This is a genomic window from Rhizobium sp. WSM409 (assembly GCF_057653825.1).
The window spans coordinates 289,729-311,596 of sequence record NZ_JBYGKP010000002.1; the positions used below are offsets into that span (position 1 = coordinate 289,729).

The following is a 21,868-nucleotide window of genomic DNA, read 5'->3' on the forward strand; positions in this document are numbered from 1 at the left end:
CAAAATGTGCCCCACCCTTAGCTTTCGGAGACGGACATGTCGGGCGAAGACCGATTTGTACTTTGCATGCTCGCGCCTGCTGTCGCCATCCTCGGCGTGCTGGTCGCTTACCCGGTGGGGCTCCTGGTCTTCGATTCCTTTTTCAAGGTCGATACGATCACGCCTCATATCCGCGAATGGGTCGGGTTGCAGAACTATGTTGATGCCTTGACGTCGAAACGTGTCATGGAAAGCGCTCTGCGGACCGTTCAGTATTCGCTTTTCGCGCTGTTTTTCGAGTTCACGTTCGGCTTCTGTGCGGCGCTGATTTTTTCGGCGCTTGCCGGTCAATCGCGGTGGCATCGCACGATCTTCGCTCTGCCGCTGATGGTTCCGCCCATCGTCGCGGGTCTACTTTGGCGATTTCTGCTTGTCGGCAATATCGGCATCCTGAACTACGGGCTCGTCCGTTTGGGTCTGATTAGCGATCCAGAGGCGATCGCATGGTTGTCCAGCGAAGATATCGTCATCTATTCTGTTTCCTTTGCCGACATCTGGCTGACGACTTCCTTTGTCGCCCTTGTGTCCTATGCCGGGCTGACGAACATCCCGAAAGACCTGCTGGAGGCAGCGCGGATCGACCGGGCGAATGCGCTCAAGCGCTTCTGGCATGTCACCCTTCCCCTCATGCGGCCGGTGATCGCCGTCGTCGTGATCGTGCGGGGCGTGGATGCTGCAAAGACATTCGACCTGATCTGGATACAGACGCAGGGTGGTCCCAGTCACGCTTCTGAAGTGTTCTCGATGAACATCTACCAGCGCATGGTTCGGTTCGGCGATCTTGGCGAGGCTTCCGCGTCCGGAACATTGTTCCTCATCGTCATGATGCTCTTGGCGGCAGTCGCTTATTGGAAAATATGGAGGCCGGTCCATGCGTAGAGATCCCCGCCTCAATCTCAGCGGAATCCTGATCAACGCGGCAGCGCTCGTGTTGGTGTTATCCTACGCGCTGCCTTACATCTATCTCCTTATGACCTCCATCAAGCCCGCGGCTGATGTCCAACAGATCCCGCCAAGCTTCTTTCCGGCCGTTGTCTCGTTCGAGAATTTCCGCGAAGTGCTGCGATCCTCCACTTTGCCGAGAGCCTTCGTCAATTCCCTCACGGTCGCGGTGCTGACGACGGCTCTCTCGCTTTCGGTGGCCGTGCCTGCCGCTTACGTCGCCACGCAGTACCGGCGCCGGATTACCACCATTTTCCTGCTTTTCGCCCTGGTGACGCGCATGGTGCCGTCGGTGGCGCTCGGAGTGCCGCTGTTCCAACTTTTGAAGTCGCTGGGTCTGCTCGATACCATTCCAGGCCTGGTGCTCGCCCACACGTCGGCCGCGGTACCACTGGCACTGCTGCTCATGTCCGCGTTCTTCGAGGGCATACCGAAGGAGCTCGAAGAAGCAGCGCGCATGGATGGCTGCACACGATTCCAGGCGTTTCGAAAGATCGTGCTTCCGGTCATGACAGGGGGGATAGCGGTCACATCGCTCTTTACCTTCATCACAAGCTGGAACGAGTTCCTCTACGCGCTGCTGTTGACATCGGAGGCGACTAAAACGGCGCCGATCGTCATCGCCGAGTACAATTCGGTCTATGGGCTTGCCTGGGGGGCGATGACAGCTGCGGCCGTCCTCTACTCGCTGCCGGTCATCATCGTGACGCTCGCACTGCAAAAACAAATCGTCGGCGGCCTGACTTTCGGCGCTGTAAAGGGATGAGGGAGGCAAAGGCATGGCCGGCATAGAACTACGCAATATCAACAAGGTCTATGGAAACAGGTTTCACGCTCTGCACGATCTGAGCTTCGACATCAGGGATGGCGAGTTCATGGTTTTCGTCGGCCCGTCCGGATGTGGGAAATCGACGGCGCTCAGGATGATTGCCGGCCTGGAGAGCATTACGAGCGGTGAACTCAAAATCGGTGACAGGTTGGTCAACGATGTCGATCCCAAGGATCGCGACATCGCCATGGTCTTTCAGTCCTATGCGCTCTACCCGCACAAGACCGTGCGGGAGAACATTGCCTTCCCCTTGCTGATGGCAGGCCTGCCGAAGACCGAGATTGCCAGCCGCGTAGACGAAGCAGCCCGCATCCTCGAACTCACGACTTTGCTCGACCGCAGGCCGGCACTCCTTTCAGGAGGCCAGCGTCAGCGTGTCGCCATGGGACGGGCGATCGTCCGCAAACCAGCGGCCTTCCTGATGGATGAACCGTTGTCGAACCTCGATGCCAAGCTGCGCGTGCAGATGCGCGCCGAGATCGCCAGTCTCCAGAGAAAACTGAATGTCACGACGATTTACGTGACCCACGACCAGGTCGAGGCGATGACGATGGGTGACCGCGTCGCTGTCATGAAAGGCGGTGTGCTGCAGCAAGTCGACACACCGCAAAACCTGTACAATCGTCCTGACAATGTCTTCGTCGCCGCCTTTATCGGATCGCCTTCGATGAATTTGTACGAGGCCGTTCTGAATGGAAGGACGCTGACCCTTGGGAGCAACAGCCTGGAAATGCCCGACCGGGTTTTCGAAGACCGCCCTTCGCTCAACGGTGCGTCCAACCGGCAGGTCATTGTCGGTATCCGGCCCGAGCATATGAACGACGCCGCAATCCGGCCCTCTTCGGCTGAGATCTCGGCTCCGGTTACCCTTGTCGAGGCGCTAGGTTCTGAATCCATGGTGCATCTGAATATCGACGCCACCCGTGTGGATGCCGGCGACCCGGACGCCGTCGCCGACATCGGCAACGAAAAGGCTGCTGTAGCCCGTTTTTCTCCGAAGAGCACAGTCCGCTCAGGTGACATCGCGCGCATCGCTGTCGATGCCGACGAACTCCATTTCTTTGAACCGGACAGCCGCACCAGCATCTGGTGATGGTGCGCAGGATCCTGCTCCAAACTCGAACAAGAGAGCCGGTTGAACGCATTTCCCCAGGCGGCTTTCGCACGACAAGCCAATCAAGAACAGCGGTCCACTCTCGCTGTGGCGTAGGAAATGGCCGAGGAGACATGAACCATGGCAAGTGACAACTTTTACGACGTAACACAATATCCCGTAGGCAACCCCTATGAGGATATCGGATCGGTTATCAATAGCATCATTGCGGATATTAAAAGCAGGCAAGCGGTTCCCGACCAGAATGACGGCGGAAAGCCTGGAGCGGTGATCTATATTCCGCCAGGCGATTATCGTCTTGTCACCCAGGTCATGATAGACCTCAGCTATCTGAAGATTGTCGGCTCGGGACATGGCTTTACGTCTTCGAGCATCCGTTTCAACACACCTGCAGACGAACTGGCACAGTGGCGCGAAGTGTGGCCGGGCGGAAGTCGCATATGTGTGGACATGTCTCCGGACGCCGCCGACAGCGAGGCGGCCGGAGCCGCGTTCTACGTCAAGCGTACCGGCAATCCTCGCATAAGCTCTGTGGAGTTTGCCGATTTTTGCATTGATGGCCTGCACTTCATGGACGACGGTTCGGGGCAGAATGATGCGGAAAATACCTACAGGAATGGCAAAACGGGAATCTATGTGGGCAGCGCCAATGACTCATTCCGAATAACGGGGATGGGCCTTATCTATCTGGAACATGGAGTGACTGTTCATGACGCGGATGCGCTGGCGATAGACAATAATTTCATTGCAGAGTGCGGCAACTGTATCGAATTGAAAGGTATGGGGCAGGCCTCGAGGATAGCGAATAATTTTGTCGGAGCCGGATATAGGGGACATTCCGTCTACGCTGAAAATTACGGCGGCATCCTGGTCTCTTCAAACAACGTCTTCCCCCGAGGCGCGAGCAGCGTCTATTTTTCCGGCGTGGTGCGTTCCTCGATCACAGGAAACAGGTTCCATTCCTTCTATCCCGGAATGCTGGTTTTTGCTGCGAATTGCTGCGAAAACCTGGTGTCCTCAAATCACTTCCTGCGGGATCGCGAGCCGTGGGCGCCCATGCAGAAGTACGATAACGGCCTGGATGACCTGTTCGGACTTTTGCGCATTGAGGGCAGCAATAATTCGGTCATCGCCAACCACATTTCAGAAACGATCGATACTCAATATATCAAGCCTCTCGCCGCAAGGCCTGTGATCATCAATGTCGTTTCCGGCAGCGGCAACTACATCGCCAATAATCACATCGTGGCCACAACCGAAATGTCGCAAATCAACGACGCACCAAACAGCGCGTGTTTTTCAACGCAAGTGGGCGCGTTGCTTTCAACTGACAATTTGAAGGCACTCGAGGTAACGGCAGTCCTGGTGCAACGGGGTTCGGTGCGGAATACAGTTCTGGATTCAGGCCGTGTCGAACAGGTCGAGATGGACAGAACAGTGAATGCTTTCAGGGGCACTCCAGTTCCCGGGCAATCGTCGGCAGAGTTTCACTAGACCGAACATAGCTAGACCGTCGGTCGAAAATCCAGTGACTATTCGGAGTTGTGTTCATGGCGAACCAAATGGACCGGAAAGATGGCCCGTTGATGAAGCAAAACCTGTTCCTACCCTCGGGGTACCGCTTGGAATTTTGGGCCGCGGGCGACGGCTTTTTTCGTATCGAAATTGACGGGAAAACGGTTTGGCAGGTTCGGTCATTTGCCATCGATCCGGAATTTTTCAAATATCACCACAGGGAAGCTTGCGAGGTCACCATTGTCACCAATGCGCCGGACGCTGTTCTGTGGGCCTATGGATATCAGCCTCAAACCGTGAACGAGACCGGTATAACGGTGTTTGAATTCTCGCAAAAAGGGATACTTCAGCGCACCGGCGCGGAAATTGAAGATTGGCTTCGGTCCGATCCGGATCGTCCTGCGTTTCATTTCTCGCCAATCCGGCATTGGATGAACGACCCCGTAGGCCTCTGCAAGATCGACGAGCTGTGGCACCTTTTTTATCAATTCCATCCGAGCGGCAGTGATTGGGGACCGATGCACTGGGGACATGCGACCAGCCGCGATCTGGTCAATTGGCTTCACATGCCGGTATTTCTGCATCCCGAACAGAACCTGTGGCGCCTCGGCGCCACAGGGGGCGCATTCTCGGGCAATGCTTTTCGGGATCGAGATGGAAGTTTGATGTTCTTTTACACCGAGCGCCTGCCTGCCTATGACCTTTTCAAGGGCTATCGGGAAATTCAGAAAATAGCGCGCCCGGATCGGCTGATGATCAAGGCGGAAGGCATTGTGACGGTGTTGGAAGAGCGTCCCGATGGGGTCGAGCACGATTTCCGCGATCCAAAGGTTTGGTGGGATGACGCAGCCAGCGCCTATCGCATGATACTCGGCGCATCGATCGAAGGCGATCCCGCGGTGTTGTTGTTCGGCTCGGGCGATGGCCTCGATTGGCAATATCTCAGGCCGCTCTACCGTGCGCCGGCTAATTTCCGCCAGGAAGGCGCGCGTGCGGTGGAATGCCCGGATTTCTTTCGGCTGGAGGAAAAGTGGGTTCTGGTGATGGGTTTTGTTGGCCATGTCGAGCCACGAACACGACGCCACAATCTCCTTTATGCCCTGATCGGCGAGTTTATCGACGACTGCTTCATACCCGACATGCCGGAACTGCAATTGCTGGATTTCGGCACCGATTATTATGCGATGCAGAGTTTCGAAGCGGGAGGGCGCCAGATCGCCTTTGCCTGGCTTTTCAATTGGGAATATCGCAAGCCCGAGGGCTCAGCCTATTCCGGAGAGATGTCCCTACCACGTGTTCTAAGTTTGAGTGAAGACAGGAAGAGGCTGCGCATGCTGCCGACGATCGAAGTCGACGATCACTTTGCCGCTGACCCTATCGTCGAGGAACAAAGCGGCAAATTCTCGCTATCAATGGCTCCCGTTGAAATTCGCCTTTCCGGAGCCCTGGAAGGCAGCAAGATCGTTGCGACGCAGGGCGGCGAACTTGCCTTCGAGGTGGGCGTCGCTGGCGGTATTCTCTCGATCCGGCTCGCCCAGGACGACGGCTCGATCCAATACGTGGCGGAGCTTGCCGACGGAAAGGACCTTCGTCTGTTTCATGATTGCGGAATCGTCGAGATTTTCGCCGATGGCGGAACTGTTTGTGGAAGCCGTCGTGGCTACGCGAATATCAACCCCGATTCCCTGGAAATCTCATCGTCCGCTTCAACGCGGGTGCTGGAAAGGGATGCGAAACGCTGCTGTGCTGCCGCAAGATGAGCTATTGAATGAAACGCTTGGGCCTTCACGGAATAACGAGATCTTGATCGACAACAACAGTTATCGAAACCCCGGTCGGCCCTATTTGACCGAGAATTGCACTGATATGGCAGATTTCAGGCAGCGCTGGGGAGGGTGGGATGCTTCAAGTCCGCAAAAAATTGCTGATAACCGCGACAGCCGTCATCGTGGTTGCCCTATCGTCGTCATCCTGCACGACGAGGTCAAATGCCTCGATGCAGACCGGCTCGGTTGGATATACCGGCGCCGACTATTCGCTCAGACCTGCCTGCCGCGATGGGTTTGGCAACGATCATCCTTGCAGCTATTAACGACCGACAGAGTGAAGCTCCGATTGCCGTGTAGTTTCCGGTCTGTCGCTGCATAAGGCGGCTGCCAAGCCCGGCTTTCCCATAGCCCGCGGATGAAGTACACAACCGAGGTGGTGCTCTAGGAAAGACAGTCATGCGGTATCTTCGGTCAGGGCCGCGTCGGCTTCAAACCCCGGACATGGGCGCCCCGCGCACCAAAATGGTCGGTTTGCGGTCTGGTGAAATCGCCGACCGGAATATTCGCGTCATTCTGGAGGCGATCCGCCGTCATGGCCCGCTGACCCGGATGGAGCTTGGGCGTCATAGCGGGCTGACCGGCCCCGGCATCACCAATATTCTCCGCCGATTGGCCGAGGAAAAGCTTATCACCTCCAACCGCCGCAATGGCCTTGGCGGAGGGGCCACCGCCACCGAGTTTGCCTTGCGTCCGGAAGGTGCTTTTTCGATCGGCGTCAAGCTTCGCCAAAGGCGTGGCGAGGCCGTGCTCATCGATCTGAGTGGTCAGGTCCATGACCGGGTCCATATCGAGCTGGACCCAGCTGACAAAGTCGGCCTGGTGCATGCGGCCGTCAGGAATATGGTCGATCGCCACGCCGCATTGCCGATCATCGGGCTTGGCATCGCCGCCAACGACTGGACGGAGGATCAAAGCGATCAGATCGCCGCGATGTCGACGATCGCGCGTCCCTATGTCGAGAACGAGTGCACGGCGAGCCTTCTCGCCGAACGCACGATCGGGAGCTCCGGCAGGGAAGGCGGACTTGCGATGATCATCATCGACGACGACGTTCAGGCCGGCTTTCTCATTCGCGGTATTCCCTATTCCGGCGTGCATGGCCGGGCCGGCAGCATCGGCGAAATGTTGACAGGCCCGGACAATGTTCAATTGAACACCGTCGTCGGTTTCGAATCCCTGCGATCACGGATCGGCGGTCAGGCATTCACCCGCCTGCTGAAGGGCGAGGAAATCTCCTCGCCACTACTGTCGCAATGGATACGGGAAGCCGCTGGCCATCTGCTCGACCCGATCATCGCCATGGCCGGTTTTCTCGCCCCGAGCGTCGTCATGATCGGCAGCGATCTGCCGCAGGGCGTGATCGAAGCGCTGATCCATCAGCTTTCCATCGAGCGGCGCGACACCTCGACGAGGCCGTTGCTGACGCCCTGGATTTCGCCGATGAAACCCGCGAGCTTCAGCGGCGGCGGCGTCGCGCTCGGTGCCGCCCTCCTGCCCTTCCTCAACACTTTGCTGCTGCCGCCTGCCTCGGCTTGACGCATGTTGCCTCAGGCGAGCGCTTCATCGGCGTGGCTGAGATCGGAGGCCAGCGCCTTGTCCAGGATTTTCTGGATATTGGCGGCCCGCCGGAACGAAGGTTCCTGGGTCCTGCCCGCCCGTACGGCCTGGACGAAACGTTGGTAGTTCGTCTCGACCGGATCGAAGGGGACGTCACGCCAGGTCGCCGTGTGCACGTCTTCTCCAAGACAGGCGCGTAGCGTCGATTTTCCGGTATCGTAGATCATCTCGATCGAGCCGGTTTCGCCATAGACCCTGAGGCGCAACTGATCCATCTGTCCGGCCGCCGTGCGCGTCGCCTGGATCGTCCCGATCGCCCCGCCGGTGAAATCGACATTCATCGTAAAACTGTCATTCGCATCGAGATCATATTCGCCGATCTTGTGTCCTGGCGCCTTGTCGAAGGTCTTCAGCCGCGCGAAGACATGAGCAACGTCAAGCCCTGAACCGTATGATGCGAAATCGACGATGTGAATTCCGATATCACCGAGCGCGCCGTTGGATCCATGCTTCTTGCTCAGCCGCCACAGCCATTTGCTTTCGCTCTTCCAGTCGCCCCAATGCCGACCGACCAGCCAGCTTTGCAGATGCGACGCCTCGACATGGCGCACTTGCCCGATTTCGCCGGCGAGCACCATCTGCCGGCCCTTCTGAAGGGCGGGCGAATTGCGATAGGTGAAATTGACCATGCCGACCTTGCCCGATCGCTCGATGGCCTCGGTCATCTCCATGGCCTTGATCGCATCGGTGGCGAGCGGTTTCTCACAGAAGACGTGCTTGCCGGCTGCGATCGCCTGTAGCGTCGTCGGGTGGTGAATGCGGTCCGGCGTGACATTTGCGACAGCGTCGAACTCGCCCCAGGCGAGAGCTTCCTCAAGGGTCGTGAAATGGTTGGCGATGCCATGTTCGGTGCAAAAGGCCGCGAGCCTTTCCGGGACGACATCGACGCCGCCCACGACGCTGACACCTTCAATCGCCTTGAAGTTGGCGGCATGCTGGTTGGCCATGCCGCCGGTACCGAGAATGAGTAGACGCATCTTATCCTCCATGGAATTAACTTCCCGCGGCAGTTCAGCCGGGCAAAACCGCACTCGCGCCATCGCAGCCATCCGCGATTGCCTCGTGCTCTTCTTCAGGAAAATTGCGGTGGATGCGCCGCGCGTGCGGCGGGACGCTCCATCACTTTCACGGCGCATATCCTTTTCCGGAAATCGATCTCGATTTTCCGGAACGGTGCGCTAGCTGCTGTTGATTGTCGCCAGCATCTCAACCTCCCAGGTCTGGCCTTACAAGCTGTGGCTTGACATCAAATCAAAGTAACTTAATCTAATTAATGCAGCACGGAAATGAGGAGAGGTCAACTGACCGCCAGGCTGTATCCGTTCAAAATGGGGAGGAGACCCATCATGAAGAGCGCCACCGTCAGCGCATTTGCGCTGAGCACCATGTTATTTTCAGCATCTACGTCATTTGCCCAGGAACTTGCCACGAAGGACAGGATCGGCCTTGCCGATGCGCCCAAATCCCTCGTCGTCCGTTTGACGAACGACAGCCCCAACAATTCGGATCCGGCGATCGCCGAGGGCTATCAGAAGCTCTTCGTCGATTTCATCAAGAAGCATCCGGACTGGAAATTGCAGATGCAATTCATGTCCTCGGACATCGGCACCGAACAGGCCAAGATGCTGGAGCAGGCCAAGGCCGGCAACGCGCCTGACTGCGCCGCTGTCGACTCCTTCGTCCTCTCGCAGTTCATGGTCAATAAAGTTCTTGCGGACTTCACGCCGTATTTTTCGAAGGAGGAAGTGGATGACCTGTTCCCCTTCATCCGCAGCGGCATCACCGATAAGGACCAGACGGTCCGCGCTTGGTGGTGGGATACCGATCTTCGTGTGCTCTACCGCAACAAGTCGATCGTTGCGGACGCGCCGCAGACATGGGACGACCTGAAAAAGGCCGCGCTCGCCTCCACCAAGGAAGGCATGGAAGGTGTCCTCTTCAATGGCGGGCGCTGGGAAGGCACGACGTTCGACTGGCTCGCGAATTATTGGGCGCTGGGCGGCAAGCTTGTCGACGATTCAGGCAAGCCGGTATTCGGCGAAGGCGAGAACAAGGAGAAATTCCTGAAGGCCCTGAATTATTTCAAGGATCTCGTCGATTCGGGTGCCGCGCCCAAGCGCGTCAGCACGATCGCGAATTATGACGATTTGAATGCTGCGGCCGCCGCGGCGACGACGGCTCTCTTCATCGGCGGCAACTGGCAATATGCGCAGTTGAAGGCCACGCTCGACGAGGACGAGTTCAACAACTGGACATTCTCGCCGATCCCCGGCCCCAGCGCCGATCAGCGTTCGACCGGCACCGGCGGTTGGACGATCGCCTCCTTCAGTAAGGACAAGGATAAGGTCGAGATGTGCGCCAACCTCGCCCGCGAGGTTTATATGGGGCCGGCAAACGCGCTGCAGCAGCAGTTGCCGACCAGGAAGTCGCTGTTCGACAAATATGAGGTCTTCTCTACCGAAGCCAACAAGACCTTCGCCAAGGCTCTGGTCGACGGACAGGCACGCCCGGGTGTGCCGATCTATCCCGAAATCTCCAACCAGATCCAGATCATGATGGGCGACGTGCTCTCGGGGACCAAAAAGCCGGAAGACGCGTTGAATGCCGCCTACAACGCGGCGCTGGAGGCTTACAAGCGACTCTAGTGCTTCTGAGCGTGACGGCGCCTGCCCCCGGGCGCCGTCACATTGCGAAACCCCGGACAGAGAGGCCCAATGAGCCCCATCGCCATCGAGGTTGACAGCCCGCCTCAAAGCAGATCGTTCATGCGCCGTTTCGCCGGTGCGCCCCTGCCCTGGATCATGCCCGTGATCATCGTCATCGGCATCTTCTATCTTTATCCCGTCATCGATGTATTCAGGCTTTCATTCACCAATGCGACGCTGATCGGCGACAATCAGGATTATACGCTGGGGTCGATCACCAATGCGTTGAGCTCGCCGCAGCTGCCCGACATTTTATGGGCGACCCTGATCTTCGTCGGCGGCAGCGTCATCGGCCAGCAGATTTTAGGTCTTGCGGTCGCCGTCGTGGTCATCCGCGGTGAAAAACGCGGCCTGTTCGGCACCACCATTTTGAGGACGACGGCGCTTGTTGCCTGGGTTGTTCCCGGAATTGCCGGCGGCATCATCTGGCAGATGCTCTTTTCCGAAGCGCCTTATGGCGCGCTGAACAGCATTCTCAGGTTGATGCACATGCCTGTTGTCGCCTGGCTCTCGGACCCCGCAATCGCACCGTGGTCCACCCTCATCTCCAACATATGGCGCGGCACAGCATTTTCGATGGTCGTCATGTATGCGGCGCTGAAGTCGATCGATCCCTCGCTCTATGAAGCGGCGGAGGTCGACGGCGCAACGGCATCGCAGCAGTTTTTCTTCGTCACGCTTCCGCAACTGCGCGCGGCAATCCTCGTCAACATGATCCTCATTACGATCCAGACGGTGAATACCTTCGATGCGATCATCACGCTGACAGGCGGCGGTCCGGGGCGCGCGACCGAGGTCATCTCACTCTACGTCTTCAATATCGTCTTTAGAAACTACGACCTGTCCGGCGGCAGCGTGCTCTCCGTGCTCATGCTGATCATCAGCCTCGGGCTCGCCTTTATCTATGCGTCGTTCCTGCCGAAGGAGGAAGAGCAATGAACGGACGGACCGGAACGCGGCTCGGCGATGCCATGAGTTATCTGTTCATGCTGGTAATGTTCGTGTTCTTCGCTGGCCCCCTCACCTATCTCCTGTCGATGGCGATGCGTGACAAGCGCGAGATCTATCGCGGCGCGGCGCGATATATTCCAAACAATCCCACCATCGACAATTTCATCACCGTTTTGAACAACAGCTACTTTCCGATCTATCTCTGGAACGGCCTCAAGCTTGCCGCCCTTAGCGGACTGGGCGTCCTGATCGTCGCACTGCCCGCGGCTTACGCTTTTTCCCGCTTTCATTTCCGGGGCAAGGGCCTGTCGATGATGGGGCTGCTGCTTTTCCAGATGATCTCGCCGCTTGTCATCATGGTGCCGCTCTACCGCTACATGAACCGCCTCGGCCTGCTGGATACGCATTTTGCCGTCGTCATGGTCTATATCGCGCTTGGCGTTCCGCTGGCGACCTGGCTTCTGAAAAGTTCGGTCGACGGCATCCCGCGCAGCCTCGACGAAGCGGCGATGATCGATGGCTGCAATCGATTTTCGGTCTTCTGGCGCATCATTCTGCCACTGTCGGCGCCGGGCATCGCCTCTGTCTTCATCATCACTGTGATTGCCGGTTGGTCGCAATTTCTGGTGCCTTTTCTGTTGCTCACGAAAAATGATCTGATGCCGATCGGCGTCGGGATCTTTAACTTCCGCGGCATGCAAACCGACTCGTCCATCCAACTGCTTGCCGCCGCCTGCCTGATCGCGGTCGTTCCGGCGATCGTCGCCTTCCTGTCGCTCCAGCGGCTGATCCTCGGTGCGATGACCAGCGGCGCGGTCAAGGGATGACGAGCGGTTCAGGCTATGCGCAAGGAAGGATTTCGGGCATGAACCAGACACTCGGCGCCAGGCTGTCCCCGGATCTGACCGGCGCCAATGTCGAAGATGCAGGTGAGCACAACAGGGCTATCGTTCTGCGCTGTATTCATCGCCAGGCGCCGATTTCGCGCGCCGAAATCGCCAGGCGGACGGGTTTTACCAAACCGGCGATCGCCCGGATCGTCGATCGTCTCCTCGATGAGGGCCTGATCATGGAGGCCCGCCGGCGGCATGGGCTGAGAGGTCAGCCGGCGATTGAACTCGAAATCAATCCGGATGCCTGCTTTGCCATCGGCATCAACATCGATCGCGACCATCTGACGATCCTGGCCGTCGATGCCGTCGGCAACGTCCGCGCCCGCGTGCATCACGAGAAACGCTTCATTCTGCCGGCGGAATTCCTGCAGCTCACGGCCGATGCGATTTCGCATTTCCAGCGCAGCCGGCTCATCGACGACGCGCGCCTCGCCGGCATCGGTCTGGCGATGCCGGATTGGCTTGGCGAGATTTCGCTTCTCGGCAAGCCCAAGGCCTATCAGGAATGGACAGCATTCGACGTGCGCGCCGCGCTTGAGAACCTGACGCAGCATCCCGTCTTCATCGAAAACGAAGCGAATGCCGCAGCCCTTGCCGAACTCGATTATGGACTGGGTGCTGAAAGCAGCAGCTTCTTCTACATCGCCATCAATCCATGCCCGGGTGGCGGGCTCGTGCTCGACGGCAACGGTCATCGTGGCGCCATGGGCCTCAGCGGCGAAATTGGCTGGCTGCCGATTGCCGATGGCGGGGACGGGAAGGCCCATAAGGTCCAGCTTCTCGGCGAGATATTCTCGCTGTTCTTCCTCTATGATTTCCTTGCGAAACACGGCGTCGAGGTGAGTGTTCCCCACGATCTCCTGACGCTGGATGCGCACGGCAAGCGCCTCGTGTCGCAGTGGCTGAAGGAAATGAGCGCGCATCTGGCTGTCGCCGTCAAGCATATCGGCATGGTCGTCGACCCCGACGCCGTCCTGGTCGGCGGCCGATTGCCGATCCGCATCGTCGACGAATTGCTGCGCTATGTGCACGAGCATCTCGATGCCGAGGACACCAACCTGCCCTCGCTTCATCGCGCCTCGCTCGGAGAGGATGCCTCGGCCATGGGGGCGGCGGTCATGCCGATGGCAGCAGCCCTCATGCTCGCATCGGCGGACGCTGCGCAACGCACACGTTCGCCACTCAAGAACATGGATCGCCTGAACAGTTGAAACGGCCGGCAAGGCCTACGGATTATAGTGAAGATTTTGGTGAAGATGGGAGGATTTTGGTGAAGATCGGCTTTTACACTTCGACATTCAACGATCGCCCCTTCGAGGAAGTGGTGGATTTCGCCGCATCGGCCGGTTTCGACGCCATCGAAATCGATGTCGGCGGCCATATCAAGACGCCGGATCGCGTGGAGGCCGCCGTCGCGCTCGCACGCAGCCGCAACCTCTTCGTGTCGTCGATCACCTATTTCGGCAATCAGCTCGATGCTGACCGCGTAAAACGCGAGGCACTTCGCGAAAGGACTGCCGAATTTGCCGGCGCGATCGGTGAAGCGGGCGTCCCGATCTTCGTGATCTTCCCGGGCCGGGACGACACGGCAAGCGACGAAGCCAATTATGATGACTTCGCCGATTTCGCCAACGGGCTGATCGCCAAGACACAGTCCTATGGCCTCACCTTCGCAATCGAGAACTGGCCGGGTCCGAAGGATAATTTCATCGGAACGACACCCAAAGGATGGCAGGAGCTTTTTCAGCGGATCAGGGACCCGCGCTTCGGCCTGGAATTCGATCCCTCGCACCTCATTCGCATTGGCGTCGATCCCTATCAGGCGATGGAGGCCGTGAAAGATCGCATCGCCATTCTTCATGCCAAGGACACGGCAATCGATAAGGAGAGCCTGCAGGCTGTCGGCTATCACGGCAAGGGCTGGTGGCAATACAAGCTGCCAGGGCTCGGCCTCATCGATTGGCCGAGGTTCCTGCGCCAGGCCCGCGGGGGTGGTTTCGACGGCACGTTGTCGATCGAACACGAGGATGCCGCCTATGGCTGGCCGGGCAGGGACTTAGCCGCCCGCAAAGACGGCGAGCGCCTCGGTCTTGATTATTTGAGAAATGTCCTGAGCGGACTTTGACAGCGATTTCGGGAGGACGGCAATGGCCCATGTTTCGGTCAACAATGCGCGCAAGGATTACGGCGCGTTCAAAGCCATAAAAGGCGTCTCGGTCGATATCGGCGACGGCGAGTTCGTCGTTCTGGTCGGTCCCTCCGGCTGTGGCAAATCCACGCTTCTGAGAATGATCGCGGGCCTCGAGGGTATCACCTCGGGGCAGATCCAGATCGGCAAGCATATCGTCAACGAGCTTGCCCCCAAGGATCGGGACATCGCGATGGTGTTCCAGAATTATGCGCTCTATCCGCACATGACCGTTGCCAAGAACATGGGGTTTTCGTTGCGGCTGAAACGAATGCCGCGCACGGAGATCGATCAGCGGGTCGGCAACGCCGCGAAGATCCTCGGTCTCGAAAGTCTATTGGAGAGATACCCCAAGCAACTGTCGGGCGGCCAGAGACAGCGTGTGGCGATGGGGCGGGCAATCGTGCGCGACCCGGCCGTCTTCCTCTTCGATGAACCCCTGTCGAACCTCGACGCCAAGCTCAGGGTGCAGATGCGCTCGGAGATCAAGGAATTGCATCAACGGCTGCAGACGACCACCATCTATGTCACCCACGACCAGATCGAAGCCATGACCATGGCCGACAAGATCGTCGTCATGAAGGACGGGCTGATCGAGCAGTCGGGTTCTCCGTTGGAATTGTACGATCGTCCGAACAACCTTTTCGTCGCCGGCTTCATCGGCTCCCCGGCGATGAATTTCATCAGCGGCAACATGACGGAAGATGGGTTTCGAACCGCCGACGGCCTACTCCTGCCGAGTGAGCGCCGTCCGGCAGATGCCGCGATCTACGGCATTCGCCCCGAACATATCCGGTTGGACCCAGGCGGCATCGAGGTAACGACGGTGGTCGTCGAGCCCACGGGTTCGGAAACGCTCGTCATCGTCCGGCTGGGGACGCAGACGCTGACCTGTGTCTTCAGGGAACGGATCAGGGCCGCCCCCGGCGAGGTGCTGAGGATTGCACCAATCCATGATGCGGTTCACCTGTTTGCCGGAAACGAGCAGCGGATCACATCAGGCGAAGCCCCGTTGAACTGACCCGGCCGATTGCCCCTCCCCTTCGGCCGGCGCCAGCCGGGGGCGCGTTTTCCGCGCCCCCGACCCCAAATGGAAACGCTATAGAACACTGCTATGAGAAAGCCGTCAGCCGGCTCTAGCTGACGGCGTTCCTTTTGCCGAGGAGGGCTGCGCGGATCTGTTCGCTTTTGCTCAACAGCGGAGCGGGAACCGGTGCTGTCTGCTCGGGCGCGTCGGCTTTGCCGGTAGCCTGCTTGAGGCTCAGGAAGCGGTTTTGCGCGACCAGCCGGTCTTCGGGCGACAGTGGTTCGACGGGTTCACCGTCAAGGTCATGGCGCATGGAATCCGGCTGGGCGCTGGCGAAATAGTAGCGCCGGCCGTGGACGTAGGCCGCGGTCGCCCGCCTGAGCGTCGTGACGCCGGCATCGGGCTTCAGGAGCGGGCGGAGTTCGTTGAAAAGGCCGACGGCAAAAGGCAGGACCGGATCTCCCGCCTTGGCAGGAAGGACGCCAACCGGCCGGATCAACAGCGTGTTGATCGCGTTTGCCTTCTCCACGTCGAGCTCGGTTGCCGCAATCGGTCCGCGGCTGATCTTCCAGGGCTTGTCCATGCGTCCTCCATGTTACGTCCATAGCGACCGACTGTGATGGTATCTTGACGGACAGGGGCGAGCAACGGAAGTCGCACATCGTCGGTTCCACTGCAAGCAGGTGAGACGCGGAACAGGAGCCTGGTGGCAAAAAGCCGCTCCCCCGGGGCCGATATGGTCCGGTGTCATCGGTTGGCGTTTCATCTAATCGTTTTTATCACGGAATATGCATTGACCTGCCGCATCGATTACACTTCTTATCCGCGCCCAAGATGGAGTGACCGGCCCAGGGAGGATATATGCGGGTTTTCTCGAGCATTGACGAGCTGCGCCACACGCTCGATGCGCTGAAGCGGCAGGGGCGGACCGTCGGCCTTGTTCCGACGATGGGCTTTCTCCATGCCGGTCATATGGAGCTGGTCTCGCGCGCTCGCGCCGAGAACGACATCGTCGTCGTCTCGATTTTCGTCAATCCGCTGCAGTTCGGCCCGGCGGAAGATCTCAGCAAATATCCACGCGATCTGGAACGCGACGCCGCCATGCTGAGGCAAGCCGGCGTCAATTTCCTTTTTTCACCTGGCGTCGAGGACATGTATCCCCGCCCGATGCTTGCTGTCGTCGACGTTCCCGATCTCGGGCGCGAACTCGAAGGAGCGCTGCGGCCGGGGCATTTTGCCGGCGTCGCCACAGTCGTCTGCAAGCTTTTCAACATTGTGCAGCCGCAGACCGCCTATTTCGGAGAGAAGGATTACCAGCAGGTCGTCATCATCAAGCGCATGGTGGACGATCTGGCCTTGCCGGTGCGCGTGATATCGGTGCCGACGGTCAGGGATAGCGACGGCCTCGCATGGTCGTCGCGCAACGTCTATCTCAGCGAGGCGGAGCGGCGTGCCGCGGTGATCGTCCCTCAGACCCTTGACGAGGCCGAGCGCCTGGTCGCCGACGGCTTGACCGATCCGGTGGAACTCGAGGCAAAGCTCACGGCGTTTCTTAGCCGCGAGCCTCTGGCAAGGCCCGAGGTCGTCGCCGTCAGGGATGCCTCGACGCTACAGCCGGTCGCGTCGATCGCAGAGCGTGTCGTCGTGGCGCTTTTCGTTCGGGTCGGCTCGACACGGCTTCTCGACAACAGGGTCGTCAGTGACAACCGAGTTGTTGGCGACAACCGAGTGATCGGGAGCAACAGGGTTGTCGGCGGGCGGAGCTTGCCGGGAAAGGGAGTGACCCGATGAGCGCGGCCGGAATTCAGAAGCGCCTTACACCAGTGCGCATCTCAGCTATGAAGGGCGGCAAGCCGATCGTCTGCCTGACCGCCTATACGACGCCCATGGCGCGGCTGCTCGATGAGCATTGCGACCTGCTGCTGGTCGGGGATTCGCTCGGCATGGTGCTCTACGGCATGGAAAGCACCATCGGCGTCACGCTCAATATGATGATCGCACACGGCAAGGCGGTGATGCGCGGCGTCGGCAAGGCCTGCGTCGTCGTCGACATGCCGTTCGGCAGTTATCAGGAATCGAAGGAGATCGCCTTCCGCAACGCAGTGCGCATCCTGCGGGAAACCGGCTGCGATGCGGTCAAGCTGGAAGGGGGCGAGGAGATGGCCGAGACCATCGCCTTTCTGACCAAGCGGGGGATCCCGGTCATGGGCCATATAGGCCTGATGCCGCAGCAGGTTCAGACTGCAGGCGGTTATCGGTCCGTCGGCCATTCCGAACACGAGACGTCGAAGATCCGCCGTGACGCCCACGCCATCGGCGGCTCGGGCGCCTTTGCCGTCGTCATCGAGGGCACGGTGGAGCCGCTCGCCCGCGAGGTGACGGCCGCCATGCACGTCCCGACCATCGGTATCGGCGCTTCTTCCGCCTGCGACGGTCAGGTTCTGGTTTCCGACGACATTCTGGGTCTCTTCAACGATTTCACCCCGCGCTTCGTCAAGCGCTACGACGAACTCGGCAAGAGGATTTCGGCCGCCGCCGCCGCTTATGCCGAAGAGGTCCGGTCGCGACAGTTTCCGGCAGCGGAGCATACGTTCAAACGGCGATCCTGAGACGAGGCGATGTGAGCTCCATCACCGCGCGATATACTGTTCGCGCATGCTGTCGGCCGACCGGCGCACCGCCTCGGAAACCTGCTGGAGCTGATTGGCCATCGGTGTCGAATTGCGCCAGATCATGCCGATCGTTCGCGACGGCTGCGGAGACTGAAAACGGGAGATCGAGACGTGCGCCGAGCGCGTTTCGAGGGGAACGGCCATCTCGGGAATCAAGGTGATGCCGATACCGGCGCTGACCATCTGAACCAGGGTGGATAAAGAGCTGCCTTCCATGACCTCCCGGGGGCGGGCCGGCCCTATCTTGCAGAACGACAAGGCCTGATCGCGAAAGCAATGGCCTTCCTCAAGCAGCAGCAACCGCATTTCGCGCAGCGCCTCGCGTTCGGGCACCGGCTTGCCCTCGTCTTCGGGCCGCCGGACCAGCACGAATTCTTCCTGGAAGAGCTCGAGCTCGGTCAGCGAGGGCTCGGATACCGGCAAGGCAACGATTGCCGTGTCCAGCTGGCCTTGCGCCAGCTCGTGAACCAGCTTCGACGTCTGCGTCTCGCGCACCTCGATCTGGATGCCGGCAAAGCTCCTGTTCAGATCGTTGATGATCGCTGGCAGCAGATAGGGCGCAATCGTCGGGATGATGCCGATGCGCAGCCGCGTCAGGAAAGGATCGCGCGCGGCACGCGCCAGATCCGCCAGTTCGTCGACGCCACGCAGGATATCGCGGATCCTGAGTGCGACGCTTTGGCCGAAGGCGGTCAGCTTCACCTCACGCGCGTTGCGCTCAAAAAGCTCACCGCCCAACTCTTGCTCAAGTTCTTTGATCTGCATTGACAATGCCGGCTGGGAGATCGCACAGGCGTCGGCGGCACGTCGGAAGCGGCCATCTCTAGCCAGTGCTTCAAAATAACGTAGCTGTTTCAGGGTAAGGTTCTTCATAAGTTCAACTTATCGCAACGATCAGTAAATCCAACTTAAATTTATTACATGCTTCCGATATGAAGACTGCAAGGGGAGAGTGGGGCGCCAGCTCGGCTCATCTTTTTTACGCGCAGAGAGATCAAGCAATGAAGGAGACGATCATGGACAACCCCACTGACAGCGCAGGCAAATGTCCTGTGCCACACGGCAATACGCCTCGCAGCAGCCGATCCAACCGCGACTGGTGGCCAGACCAGTTGAACGTGCAGATTCTTCACCACAATTCCGGCCGCGCCGACCCGCTCGGCCAAGCCTTCGACTATGCGGAGGAGTTCAAGAAGCTCGATCTCGACGGCCTGAAGAAGGATCTTCACGCGTTGATGACGGATTCGCAGGATTGGTGGCCGGCCGATTTCGGTCACTATGGCGGCCTGTTCATCCGCATGGCCTGGCACAGCGCCGGCACATACCGCATCACCGATGGCCGCGGCGGCGCCGGGGCTGGCCAGCAGCGTTTTGCGCCACTCAACAGCTGGCCGGACAACGTGAACCTCGACAAGGCTCGCCGCCTGCTGTGGCCTATCAAGCAGAAATACGGCAACCGCATCTCCTGGGCTGACCTGTTGATCCTCACCGGCAACGTCGCGCTCGAATCCATGGGTTTCAAGACCTTCGGTTTCGCCGGCGGCCGCGCCGACGTCTGGGAGCCGGAAGAACTTTACTGGGGTCCTGAGGGAACCTGGCTGGGTGACGAACGCTACAGTGGCGAACGCGAACTGGCAGAGCCGCTTGGCGCCGTGCAGATGGGCCTTATCTATGTCAACCCGGAAGGCCCGAACGGCACCCCGGATCCGCTGGCATCCGCCCGCGACATCCGCGAAACCTTCGCCCGTATGGCGATGAACGACGAAGAAACCGTGGCGCTGATCGCCGGCGGGCATACCTTCGGCAAGACCCATGGCGCTGGCGATCCGTCGTTTGTCGGTGTCGACCCGGAAGGCGGCGAGCTCGAAGCTCAGGGTCTGGGCTGGACCAGCAAGTTTAACACCGGCGTCGGTCGCGATGCCATCGGCAGCGGCCTCGAAGTGACCTGGACCCAGACGCCGACCCAGTGGAGCAACTACTTCTTCGAAAACCTGTTCGCTTTCGAATGGGAGCTGACCAAGAGCCCGGGCGGCGCGCATCAGTGGCAGGCCAAGAACGCTGAAGCCTCCATTCCGGATGCCTACGACGCCTCGAAGAGGCACCTGCCGACCATGCTGACCAGCGACCTCGCGCTGCGTTTCGATCCTGTTTACGAGAAGATTTCGCGCCGCTTCCTCGAAAATCCCGACCAGTTCGCCGACGCTTTCGCCCGCGCCTGGTTCAAGCTGACCCACCGCGACATGGGACCGAAGGTGCGCTACCTCGGCCCGGAAGTTCCGGCCGAAGACCTGATCTGGCAGGATGTGATCCCGGCCGTCGACCACCCGCTTGTCGACGACAAGGACATTGCCGACCTGAAGGAAAAGGTTCTCGCCACCGGCCTCACGGTGCAGGAACTCGTCTCGACCGCCTGGGCGTCGGCCTCGACCTTCCGCGGCTCCGACAAGCGTGGCGGCGCCAACGGCGCGCGCATCCGCCTTGCCCCGCAGAAAGACTGGGACGCCAACCAGCCAGCCCAGCTCGCCAAAGTCATCGGCGTTCTCGAAGGCATCCAGAGGGACTTCAACGCAGTTCAGACCGGGGCCAAGAAGATCTCGCTCGCCGACCTGATCGTTCTCGCCGGTGCAGCCGGCGTCGAAAAGGCGGCGGCAGCGGGCGGCAACGCTGTCAGCGTGCCCTTCACGCCGGGCCGCACGGATGCCTCCGACGCACAGACGGACGCGCAATCCTTCGCAGCGCTCGAGCCGCGAATCGACGGCTTCCGCAACTACGTGAATGGCAAGCGCCATCAGTTCATGAAGCCGGAAGAAGCGCTCGTCGACCGCGCCCAGTTGCTGACGCTGACCGGACCTGAAATGACCGTTCTCGTCGGCGGCCTGCGTGTGCTGAAGGCCGGCGCGCCCGCGCAAGGCGTCTTCACTTCGCGTCCCGAGACGTTGACGAACGACTTCTTCGTCAACCTGCTCGACATGGGCACGCAGTGGGTTCCCCTCGCCGGCAAGGAAGGCGTCTATGAAGGCCGCGACCGCAAGACTGGCGCCGCCAAGTGGACCGGCACCCGCGTCGACCTGATCTTCGGCTCGCACTCGCAGCTTCGCGCCTTTGCCGAAGTCTACGGCCAGGCCGATACCAAGGAGAAGTTCGTGAGGGACTTCGTCGCGGCCTGGACCAAAGTCATGAACGCCGATCGTTTCGATCTCGTCTGATCGACGGCATTTCGCCCGGGCAAGTTTCGGCTGCGCCCGGGCATTTTTTCATCGGAGACCGGACCTACCGCCCGACCGTCCAGTTCTCGGCACGCCTGATGCTCGATTGGGCGGCGACTACCCCTCCTCCGTCATCCCTGTGCCCTCAGTGCTTTGCCCGAGTGATGTCACAGGGATCCAGCGCGTCCAAGTCATTGGGCGCGGGAGACTTCTTGCTTTGATAAGGTTCATTCACCGCGCAGACGCGCGGTGGCTGGATTCCCGTGAAGTCCCTCGGGGCAAGCCCAGGGCTTGACCCGAGGAAGGGAATGAGGAGTGTGCCCCGATCGCGACACCGTCTC

At 59.6% G+C, this 21,868-nt stretch carries 19 protein-coding genes; 16 read left to right on the forward strand and 3 right to left on the reverse strand.

The features are described 5' to 3' along the window. Positions 1–36 precede the first annotated feature (36 nt). The 7 genes from AC25BC_RS24905 to AC25BC_RS24935 all read left to right on the forward strand — a co-directional run bounded on the left by AC25BC_RS24905 (position 37) and on the right by AC25BC_RS24935 (position 7,804). Complete coding sequence (locus tag AC25BC_RS24905; RefSeq protein ID WP_128438786.1) at positions 37–918, forward strand: carbohydrate ABC transporter permease; 882 nt, start codon at positions 37–39, stop codon at positions 916–918. Further along, entirely contained in the window at positions 911–1,747 is an 837-nt protein-coding gene (locus AC25BC_RS24910; protein WP_128438785.1) for a carbohydrate ABC transporter permease, read from the forward strand. The genes AC25BC_RS24905 and AC25BC_RS24910 overlap by 8 nt, the downstream gene beginning before the upstream one ends. Positions 1,748–1,760: 13 nt before the next feature. Continuing rightward, positions 1,761–2,903 (forward strand): ABC transporter ATP-binding protein, encoded by a 1,143-nt coding sequence (locus tag AC25BC_RS24915; protein ID WP_128438784.1) that lies wholly within the window; start codon positions 1,761–1,763, stop codon positions 2,901–2,903. 141 nt (positions 2,904–3,044) lie between these two features. Beyond that, entirely contained in the window at positions 3,045–4,418 is a 1,374-nt protein-coding gene (locus AC25BC_RS24920) for a NosD domain-containing protein (protein ID WP_128438783.1), read from the forward strand. 92 nt (positions 4,419–4,510) lie between these two features. After that, complete coding sequence (locus tag AC25BC_RS24925; RefSeq protein ID WP_128438859.1) at positions 4,511–6,199, forward strand: glycoside hydrolase family 32 protein; 1,689 nt, start codon at positions 4,511–4,513, stop codon at positions 6,197–6,199. A 140-nt stretch (positions 6,200–6,339) separates the two neighbouring features. After that, complete coding sequence (locus tag AC25BC_RS24930) at positions 6,340–6,531, forward strand: hypothetical protein (RefSeq protein WP_128438782.1); 192 nt, start codon at positions 6,340–6,342, stop codon at positions 6,529–6,531. A gap of 133 nt (positions 6,532–6,664) precedes the next feature. Continuing rightward, entirely contained in the window at positions 6,665–7,804 is a 1,140-nt protein-coding gene (locus tag AC25BC_RS24935; RefSeq protein WP_128438781.1) for an ROK family transcriptional regulator, read from the forward strand. Positions 7,805–7,815: 11 nt separating this feature from the next. Here the strand turns inward: AC25BC_RS24935 and AC25BC_RS24940 are convergent, their stop codons facing one another. After that, positions 7,816–8,862: a Gfo/Idh/MocA family protein gene (locus tag AC25BC_RS24940; RefSeq protein WP_128438780.1), complete on the reverse strand. Its 1,047-nt coding sequence runs from the start codon at positions 8,860–8,862 to the stop codon at positions 7,816–7,818. A gap of 369 nt (positions 8,863–9,231) precedes the next feature. Here AC25BC_RS24940 and AC25BC_RS24945 point away from each other — a divergent pair, with 369 nt between their 5' ends. The 6 genes from AC25BC_RS24945 (at position 9,232) to AC25BC_RS24970 (ending at position 15,643) form a co-directional block, all read left to right on the forward strand. After that, positions 9,232–10,530: a type 2 periplasmic-binding domain-containing protein gene (locus AC25BC_RS24945; protein WP_003562329.1), complete on the forward strand. Its 1,299-nt coding sequence runs from the start codon at positions 9,232–9,234 to the stop codon at positions 10,528–10,530. 69 nt (positions 10,531–10,599) lie between these two features. Beyond that, positions 10,600–11,529, forward strand: a complete 930-nt coding sequence (locus tag AC25BC_RS24950) for a carbohydrate ABC transporter permease (RefSeq protein ID WP_017996078.1) — start codon at positions 10,600–10,602, stop codon at positions 11,527–11,529. Beyond that, positions 11,526–12,368 carry a carbohydrate ABC transporter permease gene (locus AC25BC_RS24955; protein ID WP_128438779.1) on the forward strand — a complete coding sequence of 281 codons (843 nt, stop codon included), beginning with the start codon at positions 11,526–11,528 and terminating at the stop codon, positions 12,366–12,368. The genes AC25BC_RS24950 and AC25BC_RS24955 overlap by 4 nt, the downstream gene beginning before the upstream one ends. A 38-nt stretch (positions 12,369–12,406) precedes the next feature. Then, positions 12,407–13,645, forward strand: a complete 1,239-nt coding sequence (locus AC25BC_RS24960; RefSeq protein ID WP_003562326.1) for an ROK family transcriptional regulator — start codon at positions 12,407–12,409, stop codon at positions 13,643–13,645. Between the two features lie 59 nt (positions 13,646–13,704). Next, positions 13,705–14,559 (forward strand): sugar phosphate isomerase/epimerase family protein, encoded by an 855-nt coding sequence (locus AC25BC_RS24965; RefSeq protein WP_012755200.1) that lies wholly within the window; start codon positions 13,705–13,707, stop codon positions 14,557–14,559. A 22-nt stretch (positions 14,560–14,581) separates the two neighbouring features. After that, the gene (locus tag AC25BC_RS24970) at positions 14,582–15,643 is read left to right on the forward strand and encodes an ABC transporter ATP-binding protein (protein ID WP_012755201.1); all 1,062 of its coding nucleotides are present in this window, start codon (positions 14,582–14,584) and stop codon (positions 15,641–15,643) included. Between the two features lie 115 nt (positions 15,644–15,758). On the opposite strand, the gene AC25BC_RS24975 is transcribed toward AC25BC_RS24970, so the two are convergent. Continuing rightward, positions 15,759–16,232 carry a ProQ/FINO family protein gene (locus AC25BC_RS24975; protein WP_012755202.1) on the reverse strand — a complete coding sequence of 158 codons (474 nt, stop codon included), beginning with the start codon at positions 16,230–16,232 and terminating at the stop codon, positions 15,759–15,761. A 278-nt stretch (positions 16,233–16,510) separates the two neighbouring features. On the opposite strand from AC25BC_RS24975, the gene panC reads away from it, so the two are divergent. Both panC and panB read left to right on the forward strand, forming a co-directional pair. Next, a complete protein-coding gene (panC, locus tag AC25BC_RS24980; RefSeq protein ID WP_128438778.1) occupies positions 16,511–17,440 on the forward strand; it encodes a pantoate--beta-alanine ligase in 930 nt (309 codons plus the stop codon). Further along, on the forward strand, positions 17,437–18,258 hold the full coding sequence (gene panB, locus AC25BC_RS24985; RefSeq protein ID WP_128438777.1) for a 3-methyl-2-oxobutanoate hydroxymethyltransferase: 822 nt from the start codon (positions 17,437–17,439) through the stop codon (positions 18,256–18,258). Before panC ends, panB begins: the two co-directional genes overlap by 4 nt. A gap of 21 nt (positions 18,259–18,279) precedes the next feature. Here panB and AC25BC_RS24990 read toward each other — a convergent pair whose 3' ends face one another. Beyond that, positions 18,280–19,194: a hydrogen peroxide-inducible genes activator gene (locus tag AC25BC_RS24990; protein WP_128438776.1), complete on the reverse strand. Its 915-nt coding sequence runs from the start codon at positions 19,192–19,194 to the stop codon at positions 18,280–18,282. A gap of 143 nt (positions 19,195–19,337) precedes the next feature. Between AC25BC_RS24990 and katG the strand changes: the two genes are divergently transcribed. Then, on the forward strand, positions 19,338–21,527 hold the full coding sequence (gene katG, locus AC25BC_RS24995; protein WP_128438775.1) for a catalase/peroxidase HPI: 2,190 nt from the start codon (positions 19,338–19,340) through the stop codon (positions 21,525–21,527). Positions 21,528–21,868 lie beyond the last annotated feature (341 nt).

Coding starts and splice junctions, on each gene's coding strand:
- AC25BC_RS24950 (WP_017996078.1), top strand. CDS start 10,600: ATGAGCCCCATCGCCATCGAGGTTGACAGCCCGCCTCAAAGCAGATCG.
- panB (WP_128438777.1), top strand. CDS start 17,437: ATGAGCGCGGCCGGAATTCAGAAGCGCCTTACACCAGTGCGCATCTCA.
- katG (WP_128438775.1), top strand. CDS start 19,338: ATGGACAACCCCACTGACAGCGCAGGCAAATGTCCTGTGCCACACGGC.
- AC25BC_RS24990 (WP_128438776.1), bottom strand. CDS start 19,194: ATGAAGAACCTTACCCTGAAACAGCTACGTTATTTTGAAGCACTGGCT.
- AC25BC_RS24905 (WP_128438786.1), top strand. CDS start 37: ATGTCGGGCGAAGACCGATTTGTACTTTGCATGCTCGCGCCTGCTGTC.
- AC25BC_RS24945 (WP_003562329.1), top strand. CDS start 9,232: ATGAAGAGCGCCACCGTCAGCGCATTTGCGCTGAGCACCATGTTATTT.
- AC25BC_RS24925 (WP_128438859.1), top strand. CDS start 4,511: ATGAAGCAAAACCTGTTCCTACCCTCGGGGTACCGCTTGGAATTTTGG.
- AC25BC_RS24930 (WP_128438782.1), top strand. CDS start 6,340: ATGCTTCAAGTCCGCAAAAAATTGCTGATAACCGCGACAGCCGTCATC.
- AC25BC_RS24960 (WP_003562326.1), top strand. CDS start 12,407: ATGAACCAGACACTCGGCGCCAGGCTGTCCCCGGATCTGACCGGCGCC.
- AC25BC_RS24975 (WP_012755202.1), bottom strand. CDS start 16,232: ATGGACAAGCCCTGGAAGATCAGCCGCGGACCGATTGCGGCAACCGAG.
- AC25BC_RS24955 (WP_128438779.1), top strand. CDS start 11,526: ATGAACGGACGGACCGGAACGCGGCTCGGCGATGCCATGAGTTATCTG.
- AC25BC_RS24915 (WP_128438784.1), top strand. CDS start 1,761: ATGGCCGGCATAGAACTACGCAATATCAACAAGGTCTATGGAAACAGG.
- AC25BC_RS24940 (WP_128438780.1), bottom strand. CDS start 8,862: ATGCGTCTACTCATTCTCGGTACCGGCGGCATGGCCAACCAGCATGCC.
- panC (WP_128438778.1), top strand. CDS start 16,511: ATGCGGGTTTTCTCGAGCATTGACGAGCTGCGCCACACGCTCGATGCG.
- AC25BC_RS24910 (WP_128438785.1), top strand. CDS start 911: ATGCGTAGAGATCCCCGCCTCAATCTCAGCGGAATCCTGATCAACGCG.
- AC25BC_RS24970 (WP_012755201.1), top strand. CDS start 14,582: ATGGCCCATGTTTCGGTCAACAATGCGCGCAAGGATTACGGCGCGTTC.
- AC25BC_RS24920 (WP_128438783.1), top strand. CDS start 3,045: ATGGCAAGTGACAACTTTTACGACGTAACACAATATCCCGTAGGCAAC.
- AC25BC_RS24935 (WP_128438781.1), top strand. CDS start 6,665: ATGCGGTATCTTCGGTCAGGGCCGCGTCGGCTTCAAACCCCGGACATG.